The following is a 23,821-nucleotide window of genomic DNA, read 5'->3' on the forward strand; positions in this document are numbered from 1 at the left end:
GGTCGCAGAACTGACGCAGAAATCCGCCACCGTTCCTCCCGCTTACCGTCTTACCGCTTCGGCGAGAACTCCTCGAGCGTCCGCACGACGAACCACGTCAGCGCCGCGCCGATGACCAGCGACACGGCGACTGCTGCGACGACCTGCATCGGCGTCGGGTCGACCTGCAACGACACGAGGCCGCCCGAGAGTCCGATGAGCAGGACCATCCCGATTTTCAGCCGACGGTTCGTCGCGTCGCGTTCCGCTTTCGTGATGCTCGGTCCGACCATCAGTCGTCTACCTCCGTCGCCGCAGAGACGTGCAACCCGGCGAACGCCCACCCGTCGTCGGTCGGGAGGAGCGTTCCGCTCCAGCGTGTCTCGAACTCGCGGTCGGCGAACGCCTCGACGTCGTACCACGACATCGTCACGCGGTCGGCGACGGCCGCACCGCCGTCGCGTTCGACAGTCTGGAGGTCGTGGCTCTCGACGTGCCAGTCTTCGGTCGTCCGGGTCTGTTCGCGAAGTCCGCGTGCGACCTCGGCGTAGCCCACGAGTCGCTCGCTGATGCCGACCTTCACCGTCGACGGCGACTCGACGAAGAACGGCGCGAGGGGGTCGCCCGCGCGGAGGGCGTCGTAGTACGCCCGGGTCGTCTCCTCGGGTGTCATTGCTCAGTGGACGTGTTCGGGGTGCTTCAAATCCGCGCTCCGCAGGCGAGTCGCTACCAGCGTCTCACGACGAGTCTCTTCCGTCGATACCCGCAAGTGCCTCGCACCCGTAGAACGGGTATGAGCTACCCGGTCACGTACTACTGCCCCGACTGCGGGACGGTCGTCGAACTCCAGCGAGACGCCTACCTCTCGGATAAGGCGGTCACTCCGTACCCGTTCGAGGGCTGGACGTACGCCAACCCGGATGAAGCGTTCGAGGACGGCGCGGCCGACGGCGTTCGGTTCGTCTGCGGGGAGTCGGTCGGTGCGGCGACGGCGACGGACGAGGGCTGTGGCGAGGCGTTCTATCTCTCGTTCCTTCGCTTCGAGAACGGCGAGGAGGTCGATCCGAGATACGCCGACACTGGCGGCGAGACGGTCGAACTCGCGGACGGGAGCAGTCCAGACTCGCCGCGCGGCCCCGATGGTCCCTCTGGACCGACGGGCGGCTTCTACTGACGCGCTCCGAGCCTTCTTGTCCGATAACGAGTCCAGCGACGCTGTGATCGATACGATACCACGGCGTGCGCGCGGGTGCGCGATGCCACGCGCCGTGGAGCGGTCGGTGGCGTCGCCTGTCAGCCCTTGATGTTGCACACCGGGAAGGTGCGCGCGACTTTGTCGCCGATGCCGAGTGCGTCGCTCACGCGGACGACTTCGTCGACGTCCTTGTAGACGCCGGGAGCCTCCTCTGCGACGGTCGCGCCCGACTGTGCTTTCACGTAGATGTGCTGTTGGTCGCGGAGTTCGTCCTGCACCGTCTCGCCCCAGTACTCCTGTTTCGCGGCGGTGCGACTCATCGTCCGGCCAGCGCCGTGAGCGGTCGACCCGAACGTCTCCGCTAGCGACTCGTCGCCGCCGACGAGCACGTAACTGCCCGCACCCATACTGCCGGGGATGATGACTGGCTGTCCCACGTCGCGGTAGGCGGACGGCACTTCCTCGCGTCCAGCGGGGAACGCCCGCGTCGCACCCTTCCGATGGACGTACAGTTCGCGCTCCTCGTGGTCGACGGCGTCTTCCTCGGCGACGGCGACGCCGTTGTCGTCGACGCCGACTTCGTGGACCTCCTTCTTCGCGATGTTGTGCGCCACGTCGTACAGCAGTTCCATCCCCAACTCCTCGCTGTCGGCGCGGAACACCCGCTCGAAGACGCGGCGGGTTCGGTGAGTGATGAGTTGGCGATTCACCCACGCGAAGTTGATGGCCGCGCACATCGCGCCGTAGTACTCCTCGGCCAACTCCGAGCCAGCGGGCGCGGCCGCGAGTTCTTTGTCGGGGAGACGAGCGAGGAGGTCGCCGTGGCGCTTCTCGATCTTCCGGAGGTAGTCCGAACACACCTGGTGACCGAGACCGCGCGAGCCACAGTGGATCAGGACCACGATCTGGTCTTCTTCCAGACCGAACGACCCCGCCACGTCCTCGTCGAACACGTCGGTCACCCGCTGGACTTCGAGGAAGTGGTTGCCAGAGCCGAGGCTCCCGATCTGGTTCTTGCCGCGGTCTTTCGCCTTCTGTGAGACGTATTCGGGGCGCGCGTCTGGTCTGCGACCTTCGTCTTCACAGTGGGCGAGGTCGCTCTCGCGGGCGTACCCCTCGTCGAGTGCCCACTCCATCCCGCGTTCGAGGATGGCCTCGACGGTGTCGACGTTGTCCTCGACGACGCCGCCGCCGCCCAACCCCGAGGGGACGTTCGCGAACAGGCTGTCCACGAGTTCTTCCTCCTTCCCCTGCAGGTCGTCGTAGGTGAGGTTCGTCCGGATCATCCGGACGCCGCAGTTGATGTCGTAGCCAACCGCACCCGGAGAGATGCAGCCGTCGGTCGTGTCGGTCGCGCCGACACCGCCGACCGGGAAGCCATACCCCTGGTGGCCGTCGGGCATACAGACGGCGTACTTCGTGATCCCCGGGAGATGTGTCGAGTTTCGCAGTTGCTGGAGCGTCTTGTCGTCGGCGATCTGTTCGAGTAAGGCGTCGCTCGCGAGCACTCGCGCGGGGGCGTTCATTTCGCCGGTCTGTGGAATCTCCCAGACGAACTTCCGCACCTTCCGGAGTTCGATCCCGTCGAACTCGCGCGTCTCGGGCGTCTCAGTCATACTCATCAGTCGCCGTGGCTGACGGAATAGCGTTACTACCGGTCGCCGTCACCTGCCTCCGTCTCGCCAGTCGCGACCGCGCGCACCGCGGTTCGCCCGGTCGTCGGCACGCCCATCTGGTTGGGCGTCCGGAACACCGCGGAGTCGACCGCCAGCGGTCCCGCACCGGTGACCAACAGCGCCGATACCAGCCCGAACAGCGAGATGTGTGCCAACACCGGATCGTCGGCGAGTCCGAACAGCGTCGTGGTGAACACGACGAACGCCGCGGCGGACGAGGCGCGAGTGAAGAAGCCGATGATGAGCAACACGCCGAGGAACAGTTCGGTCGCCGCCGCGCCGAGCACCCACAACTCCGGCGGCACCGGCAACAGCGTCGACAGGCCGTACTGGTCGACGACGGCGAGCGCTCGGTTCGGTGCGAGAAGTTTCTCCGCGAGTGCGAGGTAGACGAACACGATGCCCATCCCCACCCGGATGACCGTCGGGACGAACGGGCGGTACGGGTCGATTCGTGCGGCCGCGGGGACCGCGATACGACGGTAGAAGGGGTCGACCTTCGAGTAGGCTGTCCGTCCGTTCGCGGCCATCTGCGCGATGACGTGGTCGGCGCTGGGCCGCCCCCCACCGACGAGGACGATAGCGAGCAGTCCGGCGGCGTACTCGAACGCGAAGAACACCTGCGGGTACACCGGAAGCAAGGCGAGATACACGAGCAACGTGACGGTGGCGACGAACCGCGTCGCGAGACCGAACAACAGCGCGAAGCCGACGGCGACACCGAACAGTCGGACCGGAATTGTCGTCGCCGTCGCCGGTAGCAACGGCGTGAACAGGTAGCCCGCGAACCCGGCGCCGACCATCGGGAGGCCGATGCTCAGTCTGAGCAGCCACGGGAGGAGGTCGACGTACTCTGCGAGCGCACGTCTGATCGCACGGCGGTCCTCGGGGAACGGACGGAGACGCAGATACGCTGCCATCGTCGCGATGATTGCGAGGCCGCCACCGCCGAGTGCGACGACGACGAGCGGATCCGAGAGCGCTCCGACCAGGAACGCCACCGGGTCACCACGCTCCCCACCGTCCGTGACGTACTCCACGTGCGCCGAGGCGACGGTCGTCGCCACGAGGACGAGGCCAACGAGGCTGACGAGGCCGCCCGCCAGCCGTGAACGGGCCGCTGAAAACGTCTCTCTCATTGGTCCTCCCTTCGCGCGCGCGACGTAAGTGCCGTGCGGCTACGGTCACACGTCGAAGACGACGTACGCACGCCATCCGTCGGCCGTCTCCCGGAGGTCCATCTCGGAGTACGTCACCGCCTTCACGTCGCGGGCGACCACGTCCGAGAGCGGGACGCCGCGGGCGGACGCCTCGACCACCCACTCGCCGTCCGCCTCGCGAACGGTCGCGCGGTGGTCGACCGGGAGGACGAGGCGCACGTCTCGCTCGTAGATACACTCGTCGAGGTAGTCGAACAGCGCCGCCTCGGGCGACTCCGAGCGAGTCGTGATTGGGAATCGCGTCCCCGCTCCCGGAATCTCGTCACACATCGCCGCCGTGAGGCCGTTCGCGACGGCGGCGAAAACACCACCCATCGAGTCGCCAGTCGCCGCCACCGCCACGTCGGCGGTGTGTTCGCGGAGTTCGAACGTCCCCGCGGCGTCGCCGACGACTTCGGCGTCGTCACTCGCAATCGCATCGCCGGTTCCTCGACGGTCGGCTTCCGCTGGGGTGTCTCCGTCGTCTCCCACGGTCTCACCCGTGACTACGCTGTCCGGTGTGTTAACCTACTCGTCGTCGTCCGACAGGTCGCCTTCGCCACGCACTTGCGCCGGGCGGCGCTCGGTGTCGTCTCGCTGTTCGGGTGGTCGGTCCCCGGCTTCTGCCGGTCGCGTGGACTCGGACTCGCGGTGGTCGGCGTCGCGGTCGGCGGCCACTTCCGGACGTGTCGAACTGTCCGACCGCTGGCCGGTCGGCCGGTCGGCTTTCTCTGCCGGTCGGGTCTCGGCCCGTTCGCGGTTCTCGGCGTCGCGGTCGGCCTCCGCCGCGGGCCGCTGGTCGGTCGACTCGGATTCGACCCGGTATCGCCCCGCCTCTCGCGCCGGCGTCGTCGTCACTTCCTCGCCACTGTAGAGCGAATCTGGCTGTCGTTGCTCGTCGATGAACGCGTCGTCCGGGAGGTCCTCACGCTGTGCGCGCGTCCGTCTCGCGATGTCGGTGGGCGTCGACGACCGCGACGGGTCCACCTGTCGGTCCCACGTCTCGTTGCGGTCGGTGTCGACGTCTTCGTTCCTGCGTACGTCGGGCGAGTCGGCGCTGGGGTCCAACTGCTGGTCTGCGTGTTCGACACCCGCAAGCGACCGGAGTTTCTCCTCGGAGAGCCCGGAATCGCCCGTCGAGGACCCGCCACCGACGGCGACGCCGCTGGTCACGACCGCTCGAATCCCTTCTTCGACGGTCATGTCCACGTCCATCACCTTCTCTGCGGGCATGTGGACCAGATGCCCGCCCATCACGGGGTTGGGTGCGAGCGGGAGAAACAGCGTCAGCATCCGCTCGTGGCCTGTGGGCGACCGCAACGGGTCGGGCGTCTCGGTGGTGACGAACCCGAGTGTGTACGCGCCCTCGTGTGGAAACTCGACGAGTTTCACCTCGCGGAAGTTCTGCGTGTCCTCTTCGAGCATCACGTCCGACATCTGCCGGAACGACTCGTAGACGGAGCCAATCCCGGGGACGTGCGCCATCGCGGCGTCGAAGTAGTCGACCGCAGACGCGCCGAGGCGGGTGGTGTTGATGAACAGCCCCATCGTCACGATGACGGACACCAACACGAGCGGCGTGAACAGTTCGATGAGCGCCTCCTTGTCCAACACGACTGGGCCGACCGGCGTCGGGACGGTGAACATCGCCTCCGGGCCGACGTTCAACACGAGCGTCGAGAAGAGGTCGAGATACTGATAGACGTACTGTCCCGCGACAGCGAGGACGATGAGCGACACCAGCAACGGGACGACGACGGCGACGCCAGTCACGAACGCGGTCCGAAAGATATCGACGACCGACCCACCGAGTCTTCGCGGGGACCACTCCGACATTGCTCGCATTCACGAACGACTGGTGGAAAACGGTGTTGCCCACGCCTGTCCTCCCGCAGCGCCAGACCCCTCTCGCGCGACAGTCGCCACCGACGACGGAATTAAATGCACGTCTGGAGTATCTGGTTTGTCGTGAGCGTCAACGTCGAGAAACGAGTCGACCCGCCGGGGGACTCCACCCACGCGGAGACCGCGTGGACGCTGAAAGAGGAGATCCGGATGAGCGAGGGCGTGTTGAAACAGCGCCGTGGCTTCTTTCTCGACGCCTACCGCCGTGCGAACTGCCACCTGTTGTACGAGGACGACGACCTCGTCGGCTTCGCCTCCGCTCGGCGCGACGGCTACATCCTGTTTCTGGCCGTCGCACCCAGCGCCCGCGGTCGTGGCTACGGCGAACGACTCGTCGCAGAGGTCGCCGACGAGAACCGCTCGGTGTCGTGTCACGCCCGAACCACCAACGACGCGGCGCTCGACTTCTACCGACACATCGGCTTCAGCACCGTGCGTCGGATCGAGAACTACTACGAAGACGGCGGCGACGCCTACTACTTGAAACTCGGTGACGACGCCTCCCTCACCGACCGCCTCTCGAAGTTCCTGCGCTGACCAGCGGTACTCGACACGGACGCCGCGCGCGTCGCTTCGGCAGCGGTTTGTACCTCCGTGAACTACTCCCTGTGCGTGCCTTCAGTCCCCGCCCCAGTAGACCCGCTAGGGTGCGATGACGGTGCGGAGAACCCGGGCACGCGACACAGGCCCGCCGCGAGCCTATCGCGGTCGCCCGGCACGAGGGTTTACCGGCCGACGCGGCACGCCGCCTCGGGATGACGCCGGCTCGTTAGTGTTCCGGGCGACATTCTGATTCGACGAGCTGTTGCTGTCCTCCAGTTTCACAACGTCAGTGATTGGTTCACCACGTCTCGACGTCGACACCGAGGCGCTCGAATCAGTCGTCGGTCGGTGCGGCCTCTCGAGGTTCGTCGGTCGACTTCGGGTCGATCCCGCGGCGGTTCGCGTCGAGTTCCGAGAGGCCGTAGACGAGTCCGACCAGGGAGACGCCGCCGACCGCGAGCAGGACGACCGGTGTGATACGGGTGTACCCCCACACGAGCATCAGTACGATCGCCACGAGGACGACCGTCGCTGCGTAGTAGAACTGCGTACGGACGTGGTCGATGAGGTCGGCACCGGTGAACGTCGACGACAGCACTGTCGTGTCGGAGATGGGGGAGGAGTGGTCGCCGAAGATCGCTCCCGAGAACACCATCCCGACGATGGCCGCGACCATGGTGTGGCTACCGGTGAGGTCCCAGGCCACTGGAACAGCGATCGGGGTGACGATGGCCATGGTCCCCCAGGAACTCCCCGTGGAGAAGGCGATGAACGCGGCCGTAATCAGCACCGCGACGGGCAGGATCTCAGGCGAGAGGAACTGTCCGACGAGCGCCGCGATGTACGCGCCCGTGCCCAGTCCACCGTCCTCGACCGGCGCGACGACGTTGCCGATGCTCCACGCGAGGACTAGAATCGTCACTGCTGTCAACATAATACCGAACCCGTCGATGGTCGTGTCGACGCTCTCGCTCAGCGACAGCAGGTTGTACACGTATCCGAGCACGTAGGTCGAGACGACCATCGCGAAGGAGCCGAATATCAACGCCACCGCGTAGTCGGCACCCGTGACCATATCGTACAGCGACGCCTCCGGTTCGTAGCCGGTGTACAGCGCCGAACCGATGGTGACGGCGATGAGCACGACGATGGGCAAGAAGAACGATATCAGTCGTGGGTCGTCGATGTTTGGCGTCCCAAGTTCGGATTCGACGTCCTGCATCGGTCGGGCGTCGTCGCGGGTCACCTTGCCGGTTCTGGCGGCGCGGTGTTCGGCGGTGAGCATCTCGCCGAAGTCCCGCTGGGTGAGCACGATGATACCGACCATCACGATAGCCAGAATCGCGTACATATTGTAGGGGATCGACTGCAAGAAGATCCCGAAGGAGTCGGGAATCTCACTCTCGGCCAGGTTCGTCGCCCCGTAGCCCGACTCGATCATCGACAGTTGGAACGCGACCCACGAGGAGATCGCCAGCGTCGCGACCGGCGCGGCCGTCGAGTCCACCAGGTACGAGAGTTTCTCCCGTGAGATGTGCAGATGGTCCGAGACGTCTTTCATCGTACTCCCGACGACGGCCGTGTTTGCGTAGTCGTCGAAGAACAGCGCGACCCCGAGTATCCACGCCGCGACGCCGGCCTTGCGTTTCGTGTCGATGCGTTCGATCGCGAAGTCCCGGACAGCGTGCGAGCCACCTAGCCGCCAGATCATCGCGACAGCCGACCCAAGCAACAGCGTGAAGATGATTATCTGGGCGTGAAAGACGCTCTCGCCGACCGCCGCTGCGATCCAGTCGAACGTCTGTCCAAGCCCGACGCCACCGGTGAGGATGACACCCCCGGCCCAGACGCCGACGAACAGCGAGAGGACCGCTTTTCGAGTGGCGATCGCGAGGACGATGGCCAGCAACGGCGGGATGAGCGATAGTGCCCCGAACTCTGTCATATGTGCACACACTACACGAAATCATATAAATACCATCCAGCACTTTGACAGCTTTATAACTGCCACCAACAGTCGAACCTCAATTTAATGCGCTGGCTCGCGAAGGTGAGCTATGACGAACGTTCTGGTACCGTTCGACGGTTCGAAGCTCGCAGTCCAGGCCCTCCGGTTCGCCTACGAGCACTTCCCGGAGGCGGAGGTGACGGCGCTGTTCGTCGTCGACACGAGTGTCACGTACCAGCCCGAAAAGTACGTGGGTGTGAAACTCGGTGAGATCTACGAGCAGCGAAAGACGGAGGGCGAGGCGATCCTTGAGGAGGCTGAGACGGTCGCTGCGGAGTTCGACGCGCCGCTGACGACGGCGATCGAGCAAGGCCGACCGTGGCAAGAGATCCTCGACTACGTCGACGATCACGACGTCGATCACGTCGTTCTCGGGAGTCACAGCCGCGATATACTCGAGCGGTTCTTCGTCGGAAGCGTCGCCGAACGCGTCGTCGATCGGATTCCGGTCCCAGTCACCCTCATCCGGTAACCGGCGAGTGCTGGCCGTCGAGGAGTTTGTCGTTCCTGCGCTGAATCGGCCACACGTATCCAGATGGGATTTTCAGTGGTTCGTGTAGACACTGCTGAATTCAGATCGCGGGTCTCAATTTGTCGAGTGCTCGTGTTCCGGGCGACACCGTTCACACAAGAGCGACTGCTCCGGGCTCTTGTGAAATGTTGACATAGAGTTAACTTGCTGAGCGGGCTACTGTACGTATGTCGCTCGTACTGCCCCGACCGCCAGCCCTCCAGGATGCTACGGATGCGTGAACACCCGGTGTTACCCGGCGACGAGTCCGTCCTCGCCACCGTCGACGACGATGACCTGTACAAGTCGAACGGGAAGATGCGGAAAAAGTACTATCGCCGTGAACTCGAACGCCTGCAGGAGGAACTGGTCCGCCTGCAGATGTGGGTGAGAGAGGCGGGCCTCCGGGTGGTCGTGCTCTTCGACGGCCGCGACGCCGCCGGCAAAGGCGGCACTATCCATCGGATCACCCGGCGGACCAGTTCGCGCGTCGTGAAAGTCGTCGCCCTCGGTACGCCGACCGAACGCGAGCAGAGTCAGTGGTACTTCCAGCGGTACGTCGAACACCTCCCCGCCGCCGGAGAGATGGTGCTGTTCGACCGGAGTTGGTACAACCGCGCGACCGTCGAACGCGTGATGGGCTTTTGCACCGACGCGGAGTACGAGGAGTTCCTCCAGTCGGCGCCGGAGTTCGAGCGGATGCTTCAACGCTCGGGCATCATTCTCCTGAAGTACTGGTTCTCCATCAGCGAAGAAGAACAGGAGCGACGGTTCCAGAAGCGCAGCCAGGACCCCAAACGTCGGTGGAAACTCAGCCCGATGGATCTGGAGGCGCGGGACCGCTGGGTCGACTACTCGCGGGCGAAAGACGAGATGTTTGAGCACACCGACACCGACGACTCGCCGTGGCACGTCGTCGACGCGGAGGTGAAGAAACACGCCCGACTCAACTGCATCACGCACCTGCTGTCACAGATCGACTACGAGGATACGATGCCGGAACCCAGGGAACTCCCGCCGAGAGACAGCGGGGAGACGTACGAACGTCCGCCGATCGACGACCAGCGCTGGGTTCCCGCGATGTACGGCTCGAACCCCGATGAGGTAGACACGTAGCCGTCTGCGCGGCTCCGACTGTGGCTTGACGGCGTCCGTCGGCGCGGCGTCAGTCCGCGTCGACGGTGACCGACTCCGCGGGCCACCGGGGAGTGTGGTCCTGTCGCCCCTTGACGTAGCCGAGTCTGAACAGGTGTTGCGGGAGGTGGTCGGTTTCGAGGACCGACTGGAGCGATTCGCGTTGCTCCGGCAGTTCGAGGATCTGGCTCATCGGATGCACCGCGAGATTCGCAGCGCTGGCCGCGAGTGCGAGTCGCTGATACGCCCGCCCGACTGCGACCTGTGCCGGTCGGTCGTCCGTCGCCGTCGTGAGCACGCCGACCGCCGGGGCCGACTCGATCAGCGCGGAGTTCTTGCGCCCCTCTCGGCCGCCGATATCGAGATGCGTCACCACGGCCTGTCCAACCCGTGCGAACAGCCACGAGTCGCCAAGCGCGCCGTTTCCGATCCAGCGACCCAACTCCCGTCGGTAGGCCGGTGAGTCCATCCGCTGGCGGTCGGCGGTCGCCTGCAACGCCGCGACGGTCTGCTTCGGCCGCGCTTCCCGCACTATCCGGAGGTCCACGTCGAACTCGGTCGCTTCGTCGCGCAACTCGTCGGTGACGTCTTTCGGGACGGGGGACTGACGAAACGGCCGGTGGTCGGTGTACCGCTCCGGTATCTCCGCGAACAGCGACTCGTCTCGCTCGGGATTTCCCCCGGGACCGACCTCGACGCGGGCGACGACCGAGCCGTCGGCGGGCGTCTCCACCCGGCAACCGAGGCCGAAGTGCCGGGCGGCGACGCGGAGCGTCTCGACGGCACACCCGAGGCTGACGTGGAGTTCTCGCCTGCCGGGGTCGGCCGCGCGGAGCCACCGGTCCTCGGCAGCGCGTACCTCCACGGCCCCACCGTCGACGGCGAACTCCCACGGCTGAGCGTTGTGGCTCGACGGTGCGAGGACGGCGTACCGAAGGAGAAACCGCACCTGTTCGTCGACCGGGCCACCGGCCGGGAACTCGTCGGCGTCGACACCCCAGACGTCCGTCGTCATCCCCGCGGGGTCCATAGCCACCCGTTCTCCGAGACGCCGATTCAGGGTTTCCACGGTTCCAGCGCCCGTGAAACCGTGGCGACGACGCACAACCGGTGCGACGAGGACGCGCCGAACGAATGGCAAGAATCACACCGACCGCTACCCTCGCACCCGATATGAGCGACGACTCCGACCGCGAGTTCCGCATCGAGACGGACGCCATCCACGCCGGGCAAGCGCCCGACGAGGAGACGGGCGCGCTGATGACGCCCATCTTCGCCAACTCGACGTACAAGCAGGACGGCCCTGGCGACCACCGCGGCTACGAGTACAGCCGAACCGGCAACCCGACGCGAACCGACTTGGAGGCCAACATCGCGGCGCTGGAGGGCGGCGAGTTCGGTCGCGCGTTCTCTTCGGGGATGGGATCGATCAACACCGTCCTCAACCTCCTCGAAGCGGGCGACCACGTCGTCACCGGCGACGACGTGTACGGCGGCACGCACCGCATCTTCACGCAGGTGTACGAGGACTACGACCTCGAGTTCGACTTCGTCGACACCACCGACCACGACGCCGTCGCCGACGCGATGCGCGAGGAGACCGCGCTGTTGTGGGTTGAGACGCCGACGAACCCGCTGATGCGGGTGAACGACATCGCGGCGCTCGCCGACATCGCCCACGACCACGACGCACTGTGTGCCGTCGACAACACGTTCGCGACGCCGTACCTCCAGCGCCCGCTCGAACACGGCGCGGACATCGTCAGCCACTCGCTGACGAAGTACCTCGGCGGCCACTCCGACGTGGTCGGCGGTGCCCTCGTCACCGACGACGAGGAACTGGACGAGCGCATCGGCTTCTACCAGAACTCCGTGGGCGCGACGCCCTCGCCGTTCGACTGCTTCCTCGTCCTCCGCGGGACCAAGACGCTGCCCGTACGGATGGACCGCCACTGCGAGAACGCCCGCACCCTCGCGGAGTGGCTGGCCGACCACGACGCCGTCGACCGGGTGTACTACCCCGGCCTCGACTCACACCCGCAACACGACCTCGCGAGCGAGCAGATGGACGACTTCGGCGGGATGCTCTCGTTCGAGTTCGACGGGACGCTCGACCAGGCGAGCACCGTCGTCGAGGAGACTGAGGTGTTCACGCTCGCGGAGTCGCTCGGCGGTGTCGAGAGCCTCATCGAACAGCCTGCGGCGATGACACACGCCGCCATCCCGAAGGAGGAGCGTGAGGCCGCCGGCCTCACGGACGGCCTCATTCGCGTCTCCGTCGGCGTCGAGCACATCGACGACATGAAAGCCGACCTGGACGCTGCGTTCGACGCCGCGCTGGAGTAAACGAGCGTCGGGTCGCGTCCGCGACTCGTCGGCGACCACCGTAGGTCGCTGGTGGCCGGTGGTCGCGAGCAGTCGCAGGGAGTCGCCGATCGGTGGACGAATCACTCACGATTCTCCCGTTCTCCTCGACAAGCAGTCGCCGGTTCGCGCGTCGACTTGACGGACGTTACTCCCCGGCAAACATCGCCGCTCCTGCGCGTATCCGAAGGGTCTTATCCGCGTGTGCCACAGCGACACACAATGACTCACCAAGTCGGCATCCTCGGCGCGACCGGCGCCGTCGGCCAGCGATTCATCCAACTCCTCGACGACCACCCACAGTTCGATATCGCGTGTCTCACTGCGAGCGACGCTTCCGCGGGCAAGTCCTACAGCGAGGCGGCGAAGTGGCGCCTCGACTCGGCCATCCCGCAGTCCGTCCGCGACATCACCGTCCGCGCGACCGACCCCGAAGAGATCCCCGACGACGTCGACCTGCTGTTCTCCTCGCTCCCGTCGGGCGTCGCCGCCGAGATCGAACCCGACCTGTGTGAGGCGGGCTACGTCGTCTCCTCGAACTCCTCGAACGCTCGGATGGCCGAGGACGTCCCGCTCACCATCCCCGAGATCAACCCCGACCACCTCGACCTCATCGAAATCCAGCGAGACGAACGCGGCTGGGACGGGGCGCTCGTGAAGAACCCGAACTGCTCGACTATCACGATGGTCCCGACGCTGGCGGCACTCGACGAGTTCGGCCTCGAACGCGTGCAGGTGTCGACCCTGCAAGCCGTCTCCGGCGCGGGCTACGACGGCGTCACGTCGATGGAGATCATCGACAACGCCATCCCGCACATCGGCGGCGAAGAAGAGAAGATGGAGACCGAGAGCCGCAAACTGCTCGGCTCGTTCGACGGCGCGGAACTGTCGCTGCACGACGCCGAGGTCGCCGCCTCCTGCAACCGCATCCCGACCATCGACGGCCACTTGGAGAACGTGTTCGCTGAACTGGCCGACGACCCCTCGGCCGACGAGGTTCGCGCCGCGATGGAGGCGTTCCCGAGCGCGGACCTACCTTCGTCGCCGGAGCAACTCATCCACGTCTTCGGTGAGGACCAGCCAGAACGCCCCCAGCCCCGGATGGACCGGATGCGCGGCGACGGGATGCAGGTCGTCGCCGGCGGCGTCCAGGAGACGCCCTCGGGTGTGAAGTACAACTGCCTCGCGCACAACACCATCCGCGGCGCCGCGGGCGCGTCGGTGCTGAACGGCGAACTCCTCGCGAACGACGGCTGGATCTGAGCCGACGCTCGAGGAGACTCTGTCGAACCCGACCGAAAGCACGCGAAAACCGGTGCGGGAGTTACTGTAACGCCGCCGCGACCTTCTCCACCGGGTGTGGTGGCTCCTCGCTGTCGTCGTCGCGGTCGCCCAACTGCGACCGGCACGAGGCTCCGGGTGCGGTGACCGCCTCCGCACCACTGTCGTCGACGGCCTCGAACAGCATCGAGCCGATGGCTTTCGAGAGGTCGTAGTGTTCTGCCTCGTAGCCGAAACTCCCGGCCATCCCACAGCAAGAGGTGTCGAGCGGGTCGACACGGTAGCCCGACCGTCTGAGGACGCCGACAGCGTGGTGGTCTTTGTTCATCGACTTCTGGTTGCAGTGGCCGTGGTACGCGAGCGATTCACCGGACTCCGGTTCTGCCGCGAACGCCATCGCCTCGTCGAGGCGGTGGGTGTCGACGTACTCTAACACGCCGTAACTCGCCGCAGAGACGGCTTCCACCTCGTCGCCGTCGAGGAGGTCCAGATACTCGTCTTGGAACATCACCGCGTCCGATGGCTCGACGAACACGACCGAGTAGCCGTCGGCGACGAGCGGTGCGAGGGCGTCGACGTTCTCGCGGGCGCAGTCGCGAGCCTTCTCCAGAAAGCCGCCGGAGAACGCGGCCCGACCCGAGGCCGAGAGGTCGTCCGGCACGCGAACGTGGACGTTCGCCGCTTCGAGCACTTCGACGGCGGCCATCCCCGCGTCGGGCATACTGTAGTTCGTGTAGGTGTCCGGGAACAGCACCACCTTCGCGTCGGCGTCGGCCTCGCTGACCTGCGCGCCGCCGCGCCGCTCGAACCGCTTGCGAAAGGTGTCGCGGGTGAAGGTCGGCAACTCGCGGTCGGCGGCGATGCCGAGCGTCTTCTCCATCACCGTCCGTGCGCCGGGCACCTTCGTCGCAGCGTTCGCGACCGGCGCGAGGGCGCTTCCGATCCGACTCGCGGTGTCGATGTCGGCGAACAGGCGTTCGCGGAGGCCGGCGCCCTCCTCTTGGTGGTGCTCGTGTTTCACCTCCGCTTTCAGTTTCGCGAGGTCGACGCCGGTCGGGCAGTCGGACATACAGCCCTTACAGCCGACACAGAGGCCGAGCACCTCCTCTTGGAAGCGTTCGGAGTGTATCTGGTCTTCGCTCAGTTCGCCCGAGATGGCCGCTCTGAGCATATTCGCTCGCCCGCGAGTGGCCTGAATCTCCTCACCCGACGCACGGTACGTCGGACACATCACGTCGCCCTCCGTCTCCCGGCAGGTGCCACAGCCGTTACACAGTTCGACGAGGTGTGCGAAGCCGCCCTCGTCGTCGAAGTCGATGGCCGTCTGTGGCTCGATGGACTGGTACTGTGCGCCGTAGCGGAGATTCTCGCGCATATCGGTGTCGGCGGCGGAGTCCGGGTACCCCCGCTCGTCTGCCGTCTCCGCGTCGACGTACACCACTTTCCCGGGGTTCATCCGCCACTCGGGGTCGAACGCGGATTTGAGTTCTTGGAACGCGCCCCACAGGTCGGGGCCGTACATCTTGGGGTTGAACTCTGTTCGCGCGAGGCCGTCGCCGTGTTCGCCGGAGAATGCTCCGAAGTGCTCCAACACGAGGTCGGTCACGTCGTCGGTGATGGAGTGCATCGTCTCGATGCCGTCCTCCTGCTTGAGGTTCAGAATCGGGCGAATGTGCAGCGTCCCCGACCCCGCGTGCGCGAAGTACGCCGCCGAGGTGCCGTGTCGCTCCAGTACCTCCTCGAACTCCTGGACGTACTCCGCGAGTTCCTCCGGGGGAACCGTCGCGTCTTCGATGAACGGATACGGCTTCGGGTCACCCTCCAGACTCATCAAGAGCGGAATCGCCGCCTTCCGCAGTTTCCAGAGTTTGCCCTGCGCCTCGTCGGTGTACGCTTCGAGGACGTCGAACGCCGCACCCGAGTCGACGAACTCGGCGTTGGTGTCCGCGACGGCACCCTCGAAGTCGTCGACGAGTTCGGAGTCCCACTCCAGCATCAGCGCCGCCGCCGTGCCGTCGGGGATGGGTTCCTCGTACTGGGCGTACTCGGTCGACTCGCGGGCGAGGCGGAACACCTCGTCGTCCATCAACTCTACCGCGCTCACCGGGTAGTTCAGCGCGACAGGGACCGCCTCCATCGCGTCCACGAGGTCGTCGAAGCAGTACAGCGCCAGCGCCGTCTCCTCGGGCTTGGTGACCAGTGAGACAGTCGCCTCGACGATGGTTCCCAGCGTTCCTTCCGCGCCGACGAACAGTTTCGAGAGGTTGATCACCTCCTCGCCGTCCTCGTTCTCGTAGATGACCTTGTGGAGGTTGTACCCCGAGACGGACCGCTTGAGGTTGGGGTACTTTTTGGCGATTTCGGCGTCGTTGTCCTCGACCAGTCCCTCGACGATACGGTACAGTTCCGCCTCGTGCCCGCCGCCGTCGATGATGGCCTCGTGTTCTGCGGAGTCGATGACGACCTCGCGGGTGTGCATCCGTGTCCCGTCCGCGAGGACGACCTGCAGTTCCTCGGTGTAGGCGTCGGTGATGCCGTAGCGAACCGAGTGTGCGCCCGTCGAGTTGTTGCCGATGCCGCCGACGACCGTCGCACGGCCCGAGGATGCGGGGTCGGGCGCGAACTTCAGACCGTCCTCGGCGAGGCGGGCGTCGAGGTGGTCTTGCACGACGCCGGGTTGGACGGTCGCCCGCTTTCCGTCGGGGTCCACGTCCACGATGTCGTCCATGTGAACCGTCATATCGAGGACGACACAGCCAGGGCCGACCGATTGGCCCGCGAGCGACGACCCGGTGCCACGCGGCAAGACCGGCACCTCGTGTTCGGCGGCGACCTCGTGGGTCGCGACTACGTCGTCGACGTCACGAGGGCAGACGACGCCCGCCGGCCGCGCCTGATAGATGGAGCCATCGGTCGCGTACAGCACCTGCGCGTACTCGTCGAACTGCACCTCGCCCGCCACTCGGTCGCGGAGGTCGGACGCGAGCGCCCGGTACTCGGGCACGTCCGATCGGTCGTGACCCAGCGACGCGGCGGACGTCTCCCACCGCCGATCCGACGATGGGCCGTGTGTTGCCATAGCGTACCTCAAGAAACAATAATGTAAAAACGCTTTGTCAATTGTTGCCACCAGCCGTACAGCGACGCGCTCGGAGGGCAGTCGGCGCGAACGTCGCTTGCGCCGAGGCCAACCGTTATTGTCCGACCGACCGCCTCCTTCTGTATGACGTTCATCCACGTCTGTCTCAACGTCGCGGACGCCGACCGTGCGGCCGACTGGTACGCTGACAACCTCGGCTTCGAGCGCTCGTGGGAGTTCACGACCGCAGACGGCGAGACGCGAAACGTCTACGTCGCCGACGAGGACGGCGTCGAACTCCAACTGTCCGACACCGAGGGGGAAGACGAGTTCGACGAGGGCACCGCGTACGACCACTTCGCGGTGAAGGTGGACGACGTCGACGCCGCCTTCGACCGCATCGACGACCACGGCGTCGTGAAAGAACCCGGCGACCAACCCGAGGCAGGCGCACGCACGGCGTTCCTCAAAGACCCTGACGGCCACACGGTCGAACTGGTTCAGCCGTTGGAGTAGTCGGCTGGTCGCTCCCGACGCCGGCGAATTCGTGGCCGCCGACCGGGGCAAAACTGTGTCTGGAACGAACGTTTATGATAATTCCCTCGGTCTGTAAAATCGGCAGACATGAGTGTCCAACGAAACTACGACCGCGAGTTCGTCCGCACCTTCTTCACCTCACCGACGGCGGTGCAGGGAGAGGACGACTCCGCGAAGATGATCCGACGGGCGGCGCAACTCCGAGGGATCCAAGCGCCCGACGTGTGGGTTCCCGACAACGAGGACGCCACCGCGCCGTCGATGCGCGAGGAGGGGGTCCAGAACATCATCGATGTGGTCGCCGAACACGGCGCCGACTTCCCCGGAGAGATTCACCCCCGCGTCGTCTGGCACCGCGAGAGTCCGACGACGCGATACTCCGGATTCCAGCAGATGCTCGAAATCGCCGACCCCGAGAACGGCGCTGTGGATAACATTGACGGGTTCGTTATCCCCGAGGTCGGCGACATCGACGATTGGAAGAAAGCCGACGAGTGCTTCCAGATCATCGAGGCCGAACACGGCTTGGAGGAGGGGAGTCTCTCGATGTCGGTCATCGTCGAGAGCGGTGAGGCCGAAATCGCGCTGAACCGCATCCGCGACGAGATGGGCAAGCCCTCGAACACGCTCGAACGGATGTTCCTCCTCGTCGACGGCGAAGTCGACTACACGAAGGATATGCGTGCGATGACGCCGACGGGCGAACTCCCGCCGTGGCCGGAACTGCGCCACAACACCTCTCGCGGCGCGAGTGCGGCGGGACTCATCGCCGTCGACGGGCCGTACGACAACATCCGCGACGTCGAGGGGTACCGCGAACGGATGCAGGACAACCGCGCGAAGGGGATGACCGGCATCTGGTCGCTCACGCCGACGCAGGTGGAGGTGGCCAACACCGCACCGCTCCCGCCCAAGACCGGGACGTGGCTACTCGACGTCGACGGCGAGGACGTCGAACTCACGCCCGAGGGTGACTCGCAGGTCTACGACGGCGACGACGTCTCGCTGACCGAGACCGACGACGGCTACACTCTCGTCGTCGCCGGCGACGACCACCACCTCGACGAGGACGAACTCCGCGAGACGCTCCTCGATTTGACCTCCTACGTACCCAGTATGGACGACATCGTCGAGTCGATGGAGGAGTTCGAGGCAGCCAAGGAGGCCGGTAAGGGTGCTATCGCGATGACACAGTCGGCGACCGTCGCCATCGACGGCGTCGAGGTGTCACTGGAGAAAGACCGAATGTGGGACGAGGCGACGTATCAGGCCGCCCAGACGCCGATCACGCTGTTCCAGGACGTCTACCGCAACCGTCCGGACCAGCACGCAGAACTGGAGGAGATGTACGGCGCGGACGTCGTCGCCCGCGCGACAGACGTGGGCAACTGACCGGCCGGCACACGACGCCCCGGTATCTGGACCTTTTTCGCCCCCCGCGTCGCAGGGTCGGGTATGCGACTCGCACGTGCCACCACCCCGGACGGAGTGCGCGAAGGGGAGTACCGCGACGGAACGCTCGTGACCGACGATGCGGAGTACGCGGTCGACGAATCGGATCTGCTCGCGCCGTGTGACCCGGACGCGTTGTTCTGTGTCGGGCGCAACTTCGCCGCCACGCTCGACCAGATGGATTACGAGCGACCTGAGGAACCCGACTTCTTCATCAAGCCGCCGCACTCAGTTGTCGGCAACCGCGACCCCATCCCGTACCCCGAGTGGACCGAGGAACTCACCTACGCGGGCGAACTTGTCGCCGTCGTCGACGAACCGTGTTCTGACCTCGCACCCGAGGAGGTACCCGAGGTTGTACGCGGCTACACCGTGATGAACGACGTCGACGCTCTCGACCAGCAGGGCCGGACGGCGAGAAAGGCGTTCACCGCGTCGGGACCGCTCGGCCCGTGGATCGAGACAGACGTCGACCCGACGAGTATAGATATGCACACCGACGTCGCAGGCGAGCGTCGCCAGGAAGCCAACACCGAGTTGATGCTGTTCGACCCGTACGAAATCGTCTCGTTCCTCTCCAAGCGGTTCACGTTCCGCCCGGGCGACTGCATCGCGTTCGGATCGCCCGCCAACCCCGGCCTCGTCGACCCGGGCGACACCGTCGAGATAACCTACGAGGGCGTCGGGACGCTCACCAACACCGTCGTCGAGGGCTGACGGTCGCAGGCGACGCGATGTCCCGGGGGCGTTAAGTCGTGCCCGGTCGTCGCGCCGCCTATGCGCATCGTCATCACTCGACAGAAGATACACGGTCACCCGGCCAGCGAGTTCGCTGAAGCCGTGCGCGAGCGACTGCCCGACCACGAGGTACTCGTCGCGGACACACCAGAGCGTGAACGCGAGGCCATCCGCGACGCCGACGTCGTCGCAGGCGAGGGATTCTCCACGAGCGACCACCTCGACGCCGCCGAGTCGCTCCGCCTGTTCTCCGGCGTGTACGCCGGCACGGGTCACCTCGACCTCGACGCGTTCGAGGCGGCGGGCGTCGCCGTCACCAACGCGTCGGGCGTCCACGCCCCCAACATCTCGGAGTACGTCGTCGGCGCACTCGTCTCGCTGGCACGCGACTTCCGGCGTGCGACCCGCCAGCAGGACCGCCGCGAGTGGCGCGCCTACCAGACGCAGGAACTGTACGACTCGACGGTCACTGTCGTCGGCCTCGGGGCAATCGGAACCGCTGTCGTCGAGCGACTGAAGCCGTTCGGCGTCGAGACGCTCGGCGTGCGCTACACCCCGGAGAAGGGTGGCCCGACCGACGAGGTGTTCGGCTTCGACGAGTTGCACGACGCCCTTGCGCGGACGGACCACTTGGTGCTGGCGTGCCCGCTGACCGACACCACGGCGGGTCTCGTCGACCGCGACGCGCTTCGGACGCTCCCGCCACACGCGATGCTCGTGAACATCGCCCGCGGCCCCGTCGTCGACACCGACGACCTCGTGTACGCGCTCCGGTGGAACCACATCCGCGGAGCGTTCCTCGACGTGACCGACCCCGAACCACTCCCCGAAGACCACCCGCTGTGGGGCTTCGACGACGTGCACATCACGCCGCACAACGCGGGGCACACGCCGCGCTACTTCGACCGCGTCGCCGACATCCTCGCGGAGAACGTCCGGCGACTGGAGGAACACGACGGCGAGGGCACCCCTGAGTTGGAGAACCGCGTCGTCTGACGGCCACGCAGTATCAGCGACGGAACACGGTTTTAACCTTCTCCGGACGTAGCAGAGTGTATGGCGAAGTACTCCACCGGCAGCGGCGGTGGCGGCGGCTCCGGCGACGCGTGCGAACTGTGTGGCCGCGAGGACACCAAACTCTCGCAGGCGAACGTCGCGGGGGCGAACCTCCTCGTGTGCTCGGACTGCGCGCCCCACGACGACAACGCGAAGCGCCGGAGTTCCGGCGGTGGCGGCGGCGGTGGTGGCGGACAGGGCCGCGACGCCGACGAACCCAGCCGCAAGAAGCGCGCCGCACAGAACGTCGCTCGCGCGATGGACGCCTCATCGGGCGACTCCTCGCGATGGGAGCGTGAGGGAACCGACTACGAGAAAGACCGCCTCCCGTATCTGGTGAAAGGGTACGGTGAGGTCGTCACCGAGGCGCGCCAGAGTGAGGAGTTGACCGTCGACGAACTCGCCGCGGAACTCGGCGTCGATGACACGCACCTCCACGCCGTCGAGGAGGGCCGGGCGGCCCGCGCCGACGTCGGCGGGTCGACGATTCGGGCCCTCGAACAGCGACTCGACGTCACGCTGATCGACGAGTAACCACCCGACTCGGCGGACGATTTTTCGCCCCCCGCGGCAACGACCCCGTATGAGCGATTCGCTCGCACCTGCCGACCCCGAGGTCCGGGAGTTCGAAGCGACCGTCGAATCTGTGGACGGCCGTACCGTCACCCTCGACGAGACGTACTTCTACCCCGAGGGCGGCGGCCAACCCGCCGACCGCGGCCAGCTCGGTGATGCCACCGTCGTCGACGTGCAGTCGACGCCCGACGCCGTGGTCCACACGCTCGAATCCGAGCCATCGTTCGAGTCTGGTGACACCGTCACGGGCGTCGTCGACGACGACTTCCGCACCTACTGTATGCGCGCCCACACTGCGAGCCACGTGCTCTACGGCGCGGGGCGACGCGTCCTCGACGACTTGGGCTACGGCGGATTTGGAATTACTGACGAGAAAGTTCGGGTCGATTTCGAGACCTCTACCGACATCACCGACGCGGTGCTCGTCGAACTGGAACGCCTCGTCAACCGTGCGGTCTGGGACTCCCACCCCGTCTCGTGGCGTGAGGTGCCCGTCGAGGAGGCGCGCGCCGACGAGTCGGTGGCGTTCAACACCAAGACCGAGGAGGACGTGATGGCCGACGCAGACAGCGTGCGCGTCGTCACCGTCGAGGGCTGGGACGACGCCGCCTGCGGCGGCACGCACGTCTCGAACACCAGCGAAATTGGGCCGGTGTCCGTCCTCGACCGTTCGAACCCCGGCGAGGGACTCACCCGCGTCGAGTTCGCCGTCGGCCCGGTCGGCGTCGAACGGAGTGCGACCGTCCACCGAATCGCACGCGAGGCCGCCAGTGAACTCGGCGTCGCCGTCGACGACGTTCCGGACGCAGTCTCGCGGATCGCCGACGAACGCGACGACCTCGCCTCGCAGGTAGCGTCGCTCCGCGGAGAGGTCATCACGAGTCGTCTTGCGTCGCTCGACCACGTCGACCGCAACGGGACAACGTGGCGCGTCGGCACGCTCTCGGAGTTCGACGCGAACGCCGTCGGTGAAGCCGCGAAGTCACTCGTCGACACGGGTGAAGCCGACGTCGTCGCCGTCGTCGGTGACGGAGACGCACCGTTCGTCGTCGTCGCGAGCGCCGGTGCGGTGGACGCTGGAGAGGTCGTCAACGACGTGACCGCGGCGTTCGGCGGCGGCGGTGGTGGGTCGCCGTCGTTCGCCCAGGGCGGCGGTCTTGGTGCGCCTCCGGCGGAGGTCGTCGGATTCCTCAAAGATTGCTGAAGCCGCCTGCGGAGTCTGCGCGCGTCAGCGCTTCGACCGCCGGGAGTAGCCGACGAACAGCGATGCCACGGCGAGCACCGCGATCACCGCCGTCAACGGGGTGAATCCGGGGAAGCTAACTCCGGTTTCGGCGGAGTCGGTCGTCAGCGGTTGGTCGGTCGCCGTGGGGGTCGCGGTCGCAGTGGCGGTCGGCGTCGCAGTCGCCGTCTGCGCGCGGACCACGACGATGGTCAGCGGTTGGGAGGTGAGGTCGTCGGCCTCGGCGACGACCGTGTGGTTCCCGGCCTCCTCGAACCGGACGGTGATGGTCCCGTCGCCGCCGGTCATCCCGACCGTCTCGCCGTCGAGCGACACCGTCGCGTCGGGGACGGGGTCGCCGTAGGCGTCGACGACCGTGACGACGTTTCGCTCGCCGACGAGAACGCGTTCGTTGACCGCGGTGACGTTCAGTTCGGGCGTCCTGCTGAGGTTGACTCGGACGGTCATCGCGGACTCGCGGACGTTCACGGTTCGGGTGTCGCTGCCGTACCCCTCCTTTGTCACAGTGAGTTCCAGATCGGAGTTGACGGGCACTTGTGCGGTCGCCTCGCCGTTCTGGAGCGTCTGGAACGTTCCGGCGGTCTCGAGCGTCAACTGCGCGTCAGCGACGGGTTCGGCTGGGTCGAATCGGGGGTCCACCACCTCGAACGACAGCGTCACCGACCCGCGTTCGAGTTCGACAGTCTCGCGCGAGCCGTCGCCGACGGTGATGGTCCGTTGCACCCGGAAGAAGCCCTCTTTGACGACGGTGAGGCCGTACTCTCGTTGCTCGATGACGCCCGTCGAGAAGCCGCCGTTGGTGTTCGTCCGGCCGTTCACGACGATTGCGCCACCCTGCCGGAGGATCACTTGCGCGTCGTCGACGGCATCGCCTCGGGTGTCCTCGACGCTAACGGTGAGACTACCGCGCTGGCGGACGTCGACGGTGACAGTCTGTTCTTCGGCATCTTCAACGACGACCGGGGAGTTCCGGACGTAGTCGGGGTGGTCGACGCTGAGTTCGACCGTCGCGCCCTCGGGAACGTCGAGGAACGCACGGCCGTTGCTCGCGGTCGTCGCGGTCGCAGAGCCGCCGTCCCAGTCTGCGGTCAACGTCGCGCCGCTGACGGGGTCGCCTGCGGGCGTCTCGACGGCGACGGTGAGCGTCACGGTCGCCTCTTGGAGGGTGGCGGTCTCCGCTAGCTGTCGAGCGTCGCCGTCGGTAGCGCCGACGAGACCGACGCCGAACGTCCCAGTTACCGGAGCGAACACGAGGAGGGTGACCGTCGCGAGGACGAACGGCCGAGTGAGCGAGCGCATCTGCGGTCCGAAACGGGGTCCCGGCTCAATAGTACACACACCGTTC

The 23,821-nt window shown here is 66.2% G+C and carries 22 protein-coding genes; 12 read left to right on the plus strand and 10 right to left on the minus strand.

Annotated elements, in window-relative coordinates:
• Positions 1-50: 50 nt before the first annotated feature.
• Together P0D77_RS10410 and P0D77_RS10415 are read right to left on the minus strand one after the other, a co-directional pair.
• Positions 51-272 carry a DUF8527 family protein gene (locus P0D77_RS10410; RefSeq protein WP_277553007.1) on the minus strand — a complete coding sequence of 74 codons (222 nt, stop codon included), beginning with the start codon at positions 270-272 and terminating at the stop codon, positions 51-53.
• Positions 272-652: a nuclear transport factor 2 family protein gene (locus P0D77_RS10415; protein WP_277553008.1), complete on the minus strand. Its 381-nt coding sequence runs from the start codon at positions 650-652 to the stop codon at positions 272-274. Before P0D77_RS10415 ends, P0D77_RS10410 begins: the two co-directional genes overlap by 1 nt.
• 120 nt (positions 653-772) lie before the next feature.
• On the opposite strand from P0D77_RS10415, the gene P0D77_RS10420 reads away from it, so the two are divergent.
• Positions 773-1,153, plus strand: coding sequence for a DUF7969 family protein (locus P0D77_RS10420; RefSeq protein WP_277553009.1), 381 nt, complete (start codon positions 773-775; stop codon positions 1,151-1,153).
• A 119-nt stretch (positions 1,154-1,272) separates the two neighbouring features.
• Here the strand turns inward: P0D77_RS10420 and P0D77_RS10425 are convergent, their stop codons facing one another.
• The 4 genes from P0D77_RS10425 to P0D77_RS10440 form a co-directional block, all read right to left on the minus strand.
• On the minus strand, positions 1,273-2,790 hold the full coding sequence (locus tag P0D77_RS10425) for an RtcB family protein (RefSeq protein ID WP_277553010.1): 1,518 nt from the start codon (positions 2,788-2,790) through the stop codon (positions 1,273-1,275).
• Between the two features lie 35 nt (positions 2,791-2,825).
• A complete protein-coding gene (locus tag P0D77_RS10430; RefSeq protein ID WP_277553011.1) occupies positions 2,826-3,989 on the minus strand; it encodes a DoxX family protein in 1,164 nt (387 codons plus the stop codon).
• A gap of 45 nt (positions 3,990-4,034) precedes the next feature.
• Entirely contained in the window at positions 4,035-4,484 is a 450-nt protein-coding gene (locus P0D77_RS10435; protein ID WP_277555784.1) for an archease, read from the minus strand.
• A gap of 93 nt (positions 4,485-4,577) precedes the next feature.
• Positions 4,578-5,885 carry a DUF502 domain-containing protein gene (locus P0D77_RS10440; protein ID WP_277553012.1) on the minus strand — a complete coding sequence of 436 codons (1,308 nt, stop codon included), beginning with the start codon at positions 5,883-5,885 and terminating at the stop codon, positions 4,578-4,580.
• 132 nt (positions 5,886-6,017) lie between these two features.
• Here P0D77_RS10440 and P0D77_RS10445 point away from each other — a divergent pair, with 132 nt between their 5' ends.
• Positions 6,018-6,491 (plus strand): GNAT family N-acetyltransferase, encoded by a 474-nt coding sequence (locus P0D77_RS10445; protein WP_277555785.1) that lies wholly within the window; start codon positions 6,018-6,020, stop codon positions 6,489-6,491.
• 340 nt (positions 6,492-6,831) lie between these two features.
• On the opposite strand, the gene P0D77_RS10450 is transcribed toward P0D77_RS10445, so the two are convergent.
• Complete coding sequence (locus P0D77_RS10450) at positions 6,832-8,442, minus strand: Na+/H+ antiporter NhaC family protein (protein ID WP_277553013.1); 1,611 nt, start codon at positions 8,440-8,442, stop codon at positions 6,832-6,834.
• 112 nt (positions 8,443-8,554) lie between these two features.
• Between P0D77_RS10450 and P0D77_RS10455 the strand changes: the two genes are divergently transcribed.
• Both P0D77_RS10455 and ppk2 read left to right on the plus strand, forming a co-directional pair.
• Positions 8,555-8,977 carry a universal stress protein gene (locus P0D77_RS10455; RefSeq protein ID WP_277553014.1) on the plus strand — a complete coding sequence of 141 codons (423 nt, stop codon included), beginning with the start codon at positions 8,555-8,557 and terminating at the stop codon, positions 8,975-8,977.
• Between the two features lie 357 nt (positions 8,978-9,334).
• On the plus strand, positions 9,335-10,132 hold the full coding sequence (gene ppk2 / locus P0D77_RS10460; RefSeq protein ID WP_277555786.1) for a polyphosphate kinase 2: 798 nt from the start codon (positions 9,335-9,337) through the stop codon (positions 10,130-10,132).
• A 49-nt stretch (positions 10,133-10,181) separates the two neighbouring features.
• Here ppk2 and P0D77_RS10465 read toward each other — a convergent pair whose 3' ends face one another.
• A complete protein-coding gene (locus P0D77_RS10465) occupies positions 10,182-11,180 on the minus strand; it encodes an Acg family FMN-binding oxidoreductase (protein WP_277553015.1) in 999 nt (332 codons plus the stop codon).
• Between the two features lie 143 nt (positions 11,181-11,323).
• On the opposite strand from P0D77_RS10465, the gene P0D77_RS10470 reads away from it, so the two are divergent.
• Both P0D77_RS10470 and asd read left to right on the plus strand, forming a co-directional pair.
• A complete protein-coding gene (locus P0D77_RS10470) occupies positions 11,324-12,496 on the plus strand; it encodes a cystathionine gamma-synthase (RefSeq protein WP_277553016.1) in 1,173 nt (390 codons plus the stop codon).
• Positions 12,497-12,736: 240 nt separating this feature from the next.
• Positions 12,737-13,777: an aspartate-semialdehyde dehydrogenase gene (gene asd, locus P0D77_RS10475; protein ID WP_277553017.1), complete on the plus strand. Its 1,041-nt coding sequence runs from the start codon at positions 12,737-12,739 to the stop codon at positions 13,775-13,777.
• 61 nt (positions 13,778-13,838) lie between these two features.
• On the opposite strand, the gene P0D77_RS10480 is transcribed toward asd, so the two are convergent.
• Positions 13,839-16,874, minus strand: coding sequence for an FAD-binding and (Fe-S)-binding domain-containing protein (locus tag P0D77_RS10480; protein ID WP_277553018.1), 3,036 nt, complete (start codon positions 16,872-16,874; stop codon positions 13,839-13,841).
• Between the two features lie 144 nt (positions 16,875-17,018).
• Between P0D77_RS10480 and P0D77_RS10485 the strand changes: the two genes are divergently transcribed.
• From P0D77_RS10485 to P0D77_RS10510, 6 genes are all read left to right on the plus strand, one after another.
• Positions 17,019-17,390, plus strand: a complete 372-nt coding sequence (locus tag P0D77_RS10485) for a VOC family protein (RefSeq protein ID WP_277553019.1) — start codon at positions 17,019-17,021, stop codon at positions 17,388-17,390.
• Positions 17,391-17,498: 108 nt separating this feature from the next.
• Positions 17,499-18,803, plus strand: a complete 1,305-nt coding sequence (gene aceB / locus P0D77_RS10490) for a malate synthase AceB (RefSeq protein ID WP_277553020.1) — start codon at positions 17,499-17,501, stop codon at positions 18,801-18,803.
• A 63-nt stretch (positions 18,804-18,866) separates the two neighbouring features.
• Positions 18,867-19,580 carry a fumarylacetoacetate hydrolase family protein gene (locus tag P0D77_RS10495; protein WP_277553021.1) on the plus strand — a complete coding sequence of 238 codons (714 nt, stop codon included), beginning with the start codon at positions 18,867-18,869 and terminating at the stop codon, positions 19,578-19,580.
• A gap of 60 nt (positions 19,581-19,640) precedes the next feature.
• Positions 19,641-20,597 (plus strand): D-2-hydroxyacid dehydrogenase, encoded by a 957-nt coding sequence (locus P0D77_RS10500; protein WP_277553022.1) that lies wholly within the window; start codon positions 19,641-19,643, stop codon positions 20,595-20,597.
• A 60-nt stretch (positions 20,598-20,657) separates the two neighbouring features.
• Complete coding sequence (locus P0D77_RS10505) at positions 20,658-21,191, plus strand: helix-turn-helix domain-containing protein (protein WP_277553023.1); 534 nt, start codon at positions 20,658-20,660, stop codon at positions 21,189-21,191.
• 49 nt (positions 21,192-21,240) lie between these two features.
• Positions 21,241-22,437, plus strand: coding sequence for an alanyl-tRNA editing protein (locus P0D77_RS10510; protein ID WP_277553024.1), 1,197 nt, complete (start codon positions 21,241-21,243; stop codon positions 22,435-22,437).
• A gap of 24 nt (positions 22,438-22,461) precedes the next feature.
• Here P0D77_RS10510 and P0D77_RS10515 read toward each other — a convergent pair whose 3' ends face one another.
• The gene (locus P0D77_RS10515; RefSeq protein WP_277553025.1) at positions 22,462-23,775 is read right to left on the minus strand and encodes a carboxypeptidase regulatory-like domain-containing protein; all 1,314 of its coding nucleotides are present in this window, start codon (positions 23,773-23,775) and stop codon (positions 22,462-22,464) included.
• Positions 23,776-23,821: the final 46 nt, after the last annotated feature.

It is taken from the genome of Halobaculum limi (assembly GCF_029490015.1).
Taxonomy (GTDB): domain Archaea; phylum Halobacteriota; class Halobacteria; order Halobacteriales; family Haloferacaceae; genus Halobaculum; species Halobaculum limi.

Excerpts from the sequence above, each read along its gene's own strand:
- P0D77_RS10465 (WP_277553015.1), bottom strand. The coding sequence starts at position 11,180 with ATGGACCCCGCGGGGATGACGACGGACGTCTGGGGTGTCGACGCCGAC.
- P0D77_RS10510 (WP_277553024.1), top strand. The coding sequence starts at position 21,241 with ATGAGCGATTCGCTCGCACCTGCCGACCCCGAGGTCCGGGAGTTCGAA.
- P0D77_RS10415 (WP_277553008.1), bottom strand. The coding sequence starts at position 652 with ATGACACCCGAGGAGACGACCCGGGCGTACTACGACGCCCTCCGCGCG.
- P0D77_RS10430 (WP_277553011.1), bottom strand. The coding sequence starts at position 3,989 with ATGAGAGAGACGTTTTCAGCGGCCCGTTCACGGCTGGCGGGCGGCCTC.
- P0D77_RS10420 (WP_277553009.1), top strand. The coding sequence starts at position 773 with ATGAGCTACCCGGTCACGTACTACTGCCCCGACTGCGGGACGGTCGTC.
- P0D77_RS10455 (WP_277553014.1), top strand. The coding sequence starts at position 8,555 with ATGACGAACGTTCTGGTACCGTTCGACGGTTCGAAGCTCGCAGTCCAG.
- P0D77_RS10500 (WP_277553022.1), top strand. The coding sequence starts at position 19,641 with ATGCGCATCGTCATCACTCGACAGAAGATACACGGTCACCCGGCCAGC.
- P0D77_RS10495 (WP_277553021.1), top strand. The coding sequence starts at position 18,867 with ATGCGACTCGCACGTGCCACCACCCCGGACGGAGTGCGCGAAGGGGAG.
- ppk2 (WP_277555786.1), top strand. The coding sequence starts at position 9,335 with ATGCGGAAAAAGTACTATCGCCGTGAACTCGAACGCCTGCAGGAGGAA.
- P0D77_RS10485 (WP_277553019.1), top strand. The coding sequence starts at position 17,019 with ATGACGTTCATCCACGTCTGTCTCAACGTCGCGGACGCCGACCGTGCG.
- P0D77_RS10505 (WP_277553023.1), top strand. The coding sequence starts at position 20,658 with ATGGCGAAGTACTCCACCGGCAGCGGCGGTGGCGGCGGCTCCGGCGAC.
- asd (WP_277553017.1), top strand. The coding sequence starts at position 12,737 with ATGACTCACCAAGTCGGCATCCTCGGCGCGACCGGCGCCGTCGGCCAG.
- P0D77_RS10480 (WP_277553018.1), bottom strand. The coding sequence starts at position 16,874 with ATGGCAACACACGGCCCATCGTCGGATCGGCGGTGGGAGACGTCCGCC.
- P0D77_RS10440 (WP_277553012.1), bottom strand. The coding sequence starts at position 5,885 with ATGTCGGAGTGGTCCCCGCGAAGACTCGGTGGGTCGGTCGTCGATATC.
- P0D77_RS10450 (WP_277553013.1), bottom strand. The coding sequence starts at position 8,442 with ATGACAGAGTTCGGGGCACTATCGCTCATCCCGCCGTTGCTGGCCATC.
- P0D77_RS10515 (WP_277553025.1), bottom strand. The coding sequence starts at position 23,775 with ATGCGCTCGCTCACTCGGCCGTTCGTCCTCGCGACGGTCACCCTCCTC.
- P0D77_RS10410 (WP_277553007.1), bottom strand. The coding sequence starts at position 272 with ATGGTCGGACCGAGCATCACGAAAGCGGAACGCGACGCGACGAACCGT.
- P0D77_RS10470 (WP_277553016.1), top strand. The coding sequence starts at position 11,324 with ATGAGCGACGACTCCGACCGCGAGTTCCGCATCGAGACGGACGCCATC.
- P0D77_RS10425 (WP_277553010.1), bottom strand. The coding sequence starts at position 2,790 with ATGACTGAGACGCCCGAGACGCGCGAGTTCGACGGGATCGAACTCCGG.
- aceB (WP_277553020.1), top strand. The coding sequence starts at position 17,499 with ATGAGTGTCCAACGAAACTACGACCGCGAGTTCGTCCGCACCTTCTTC.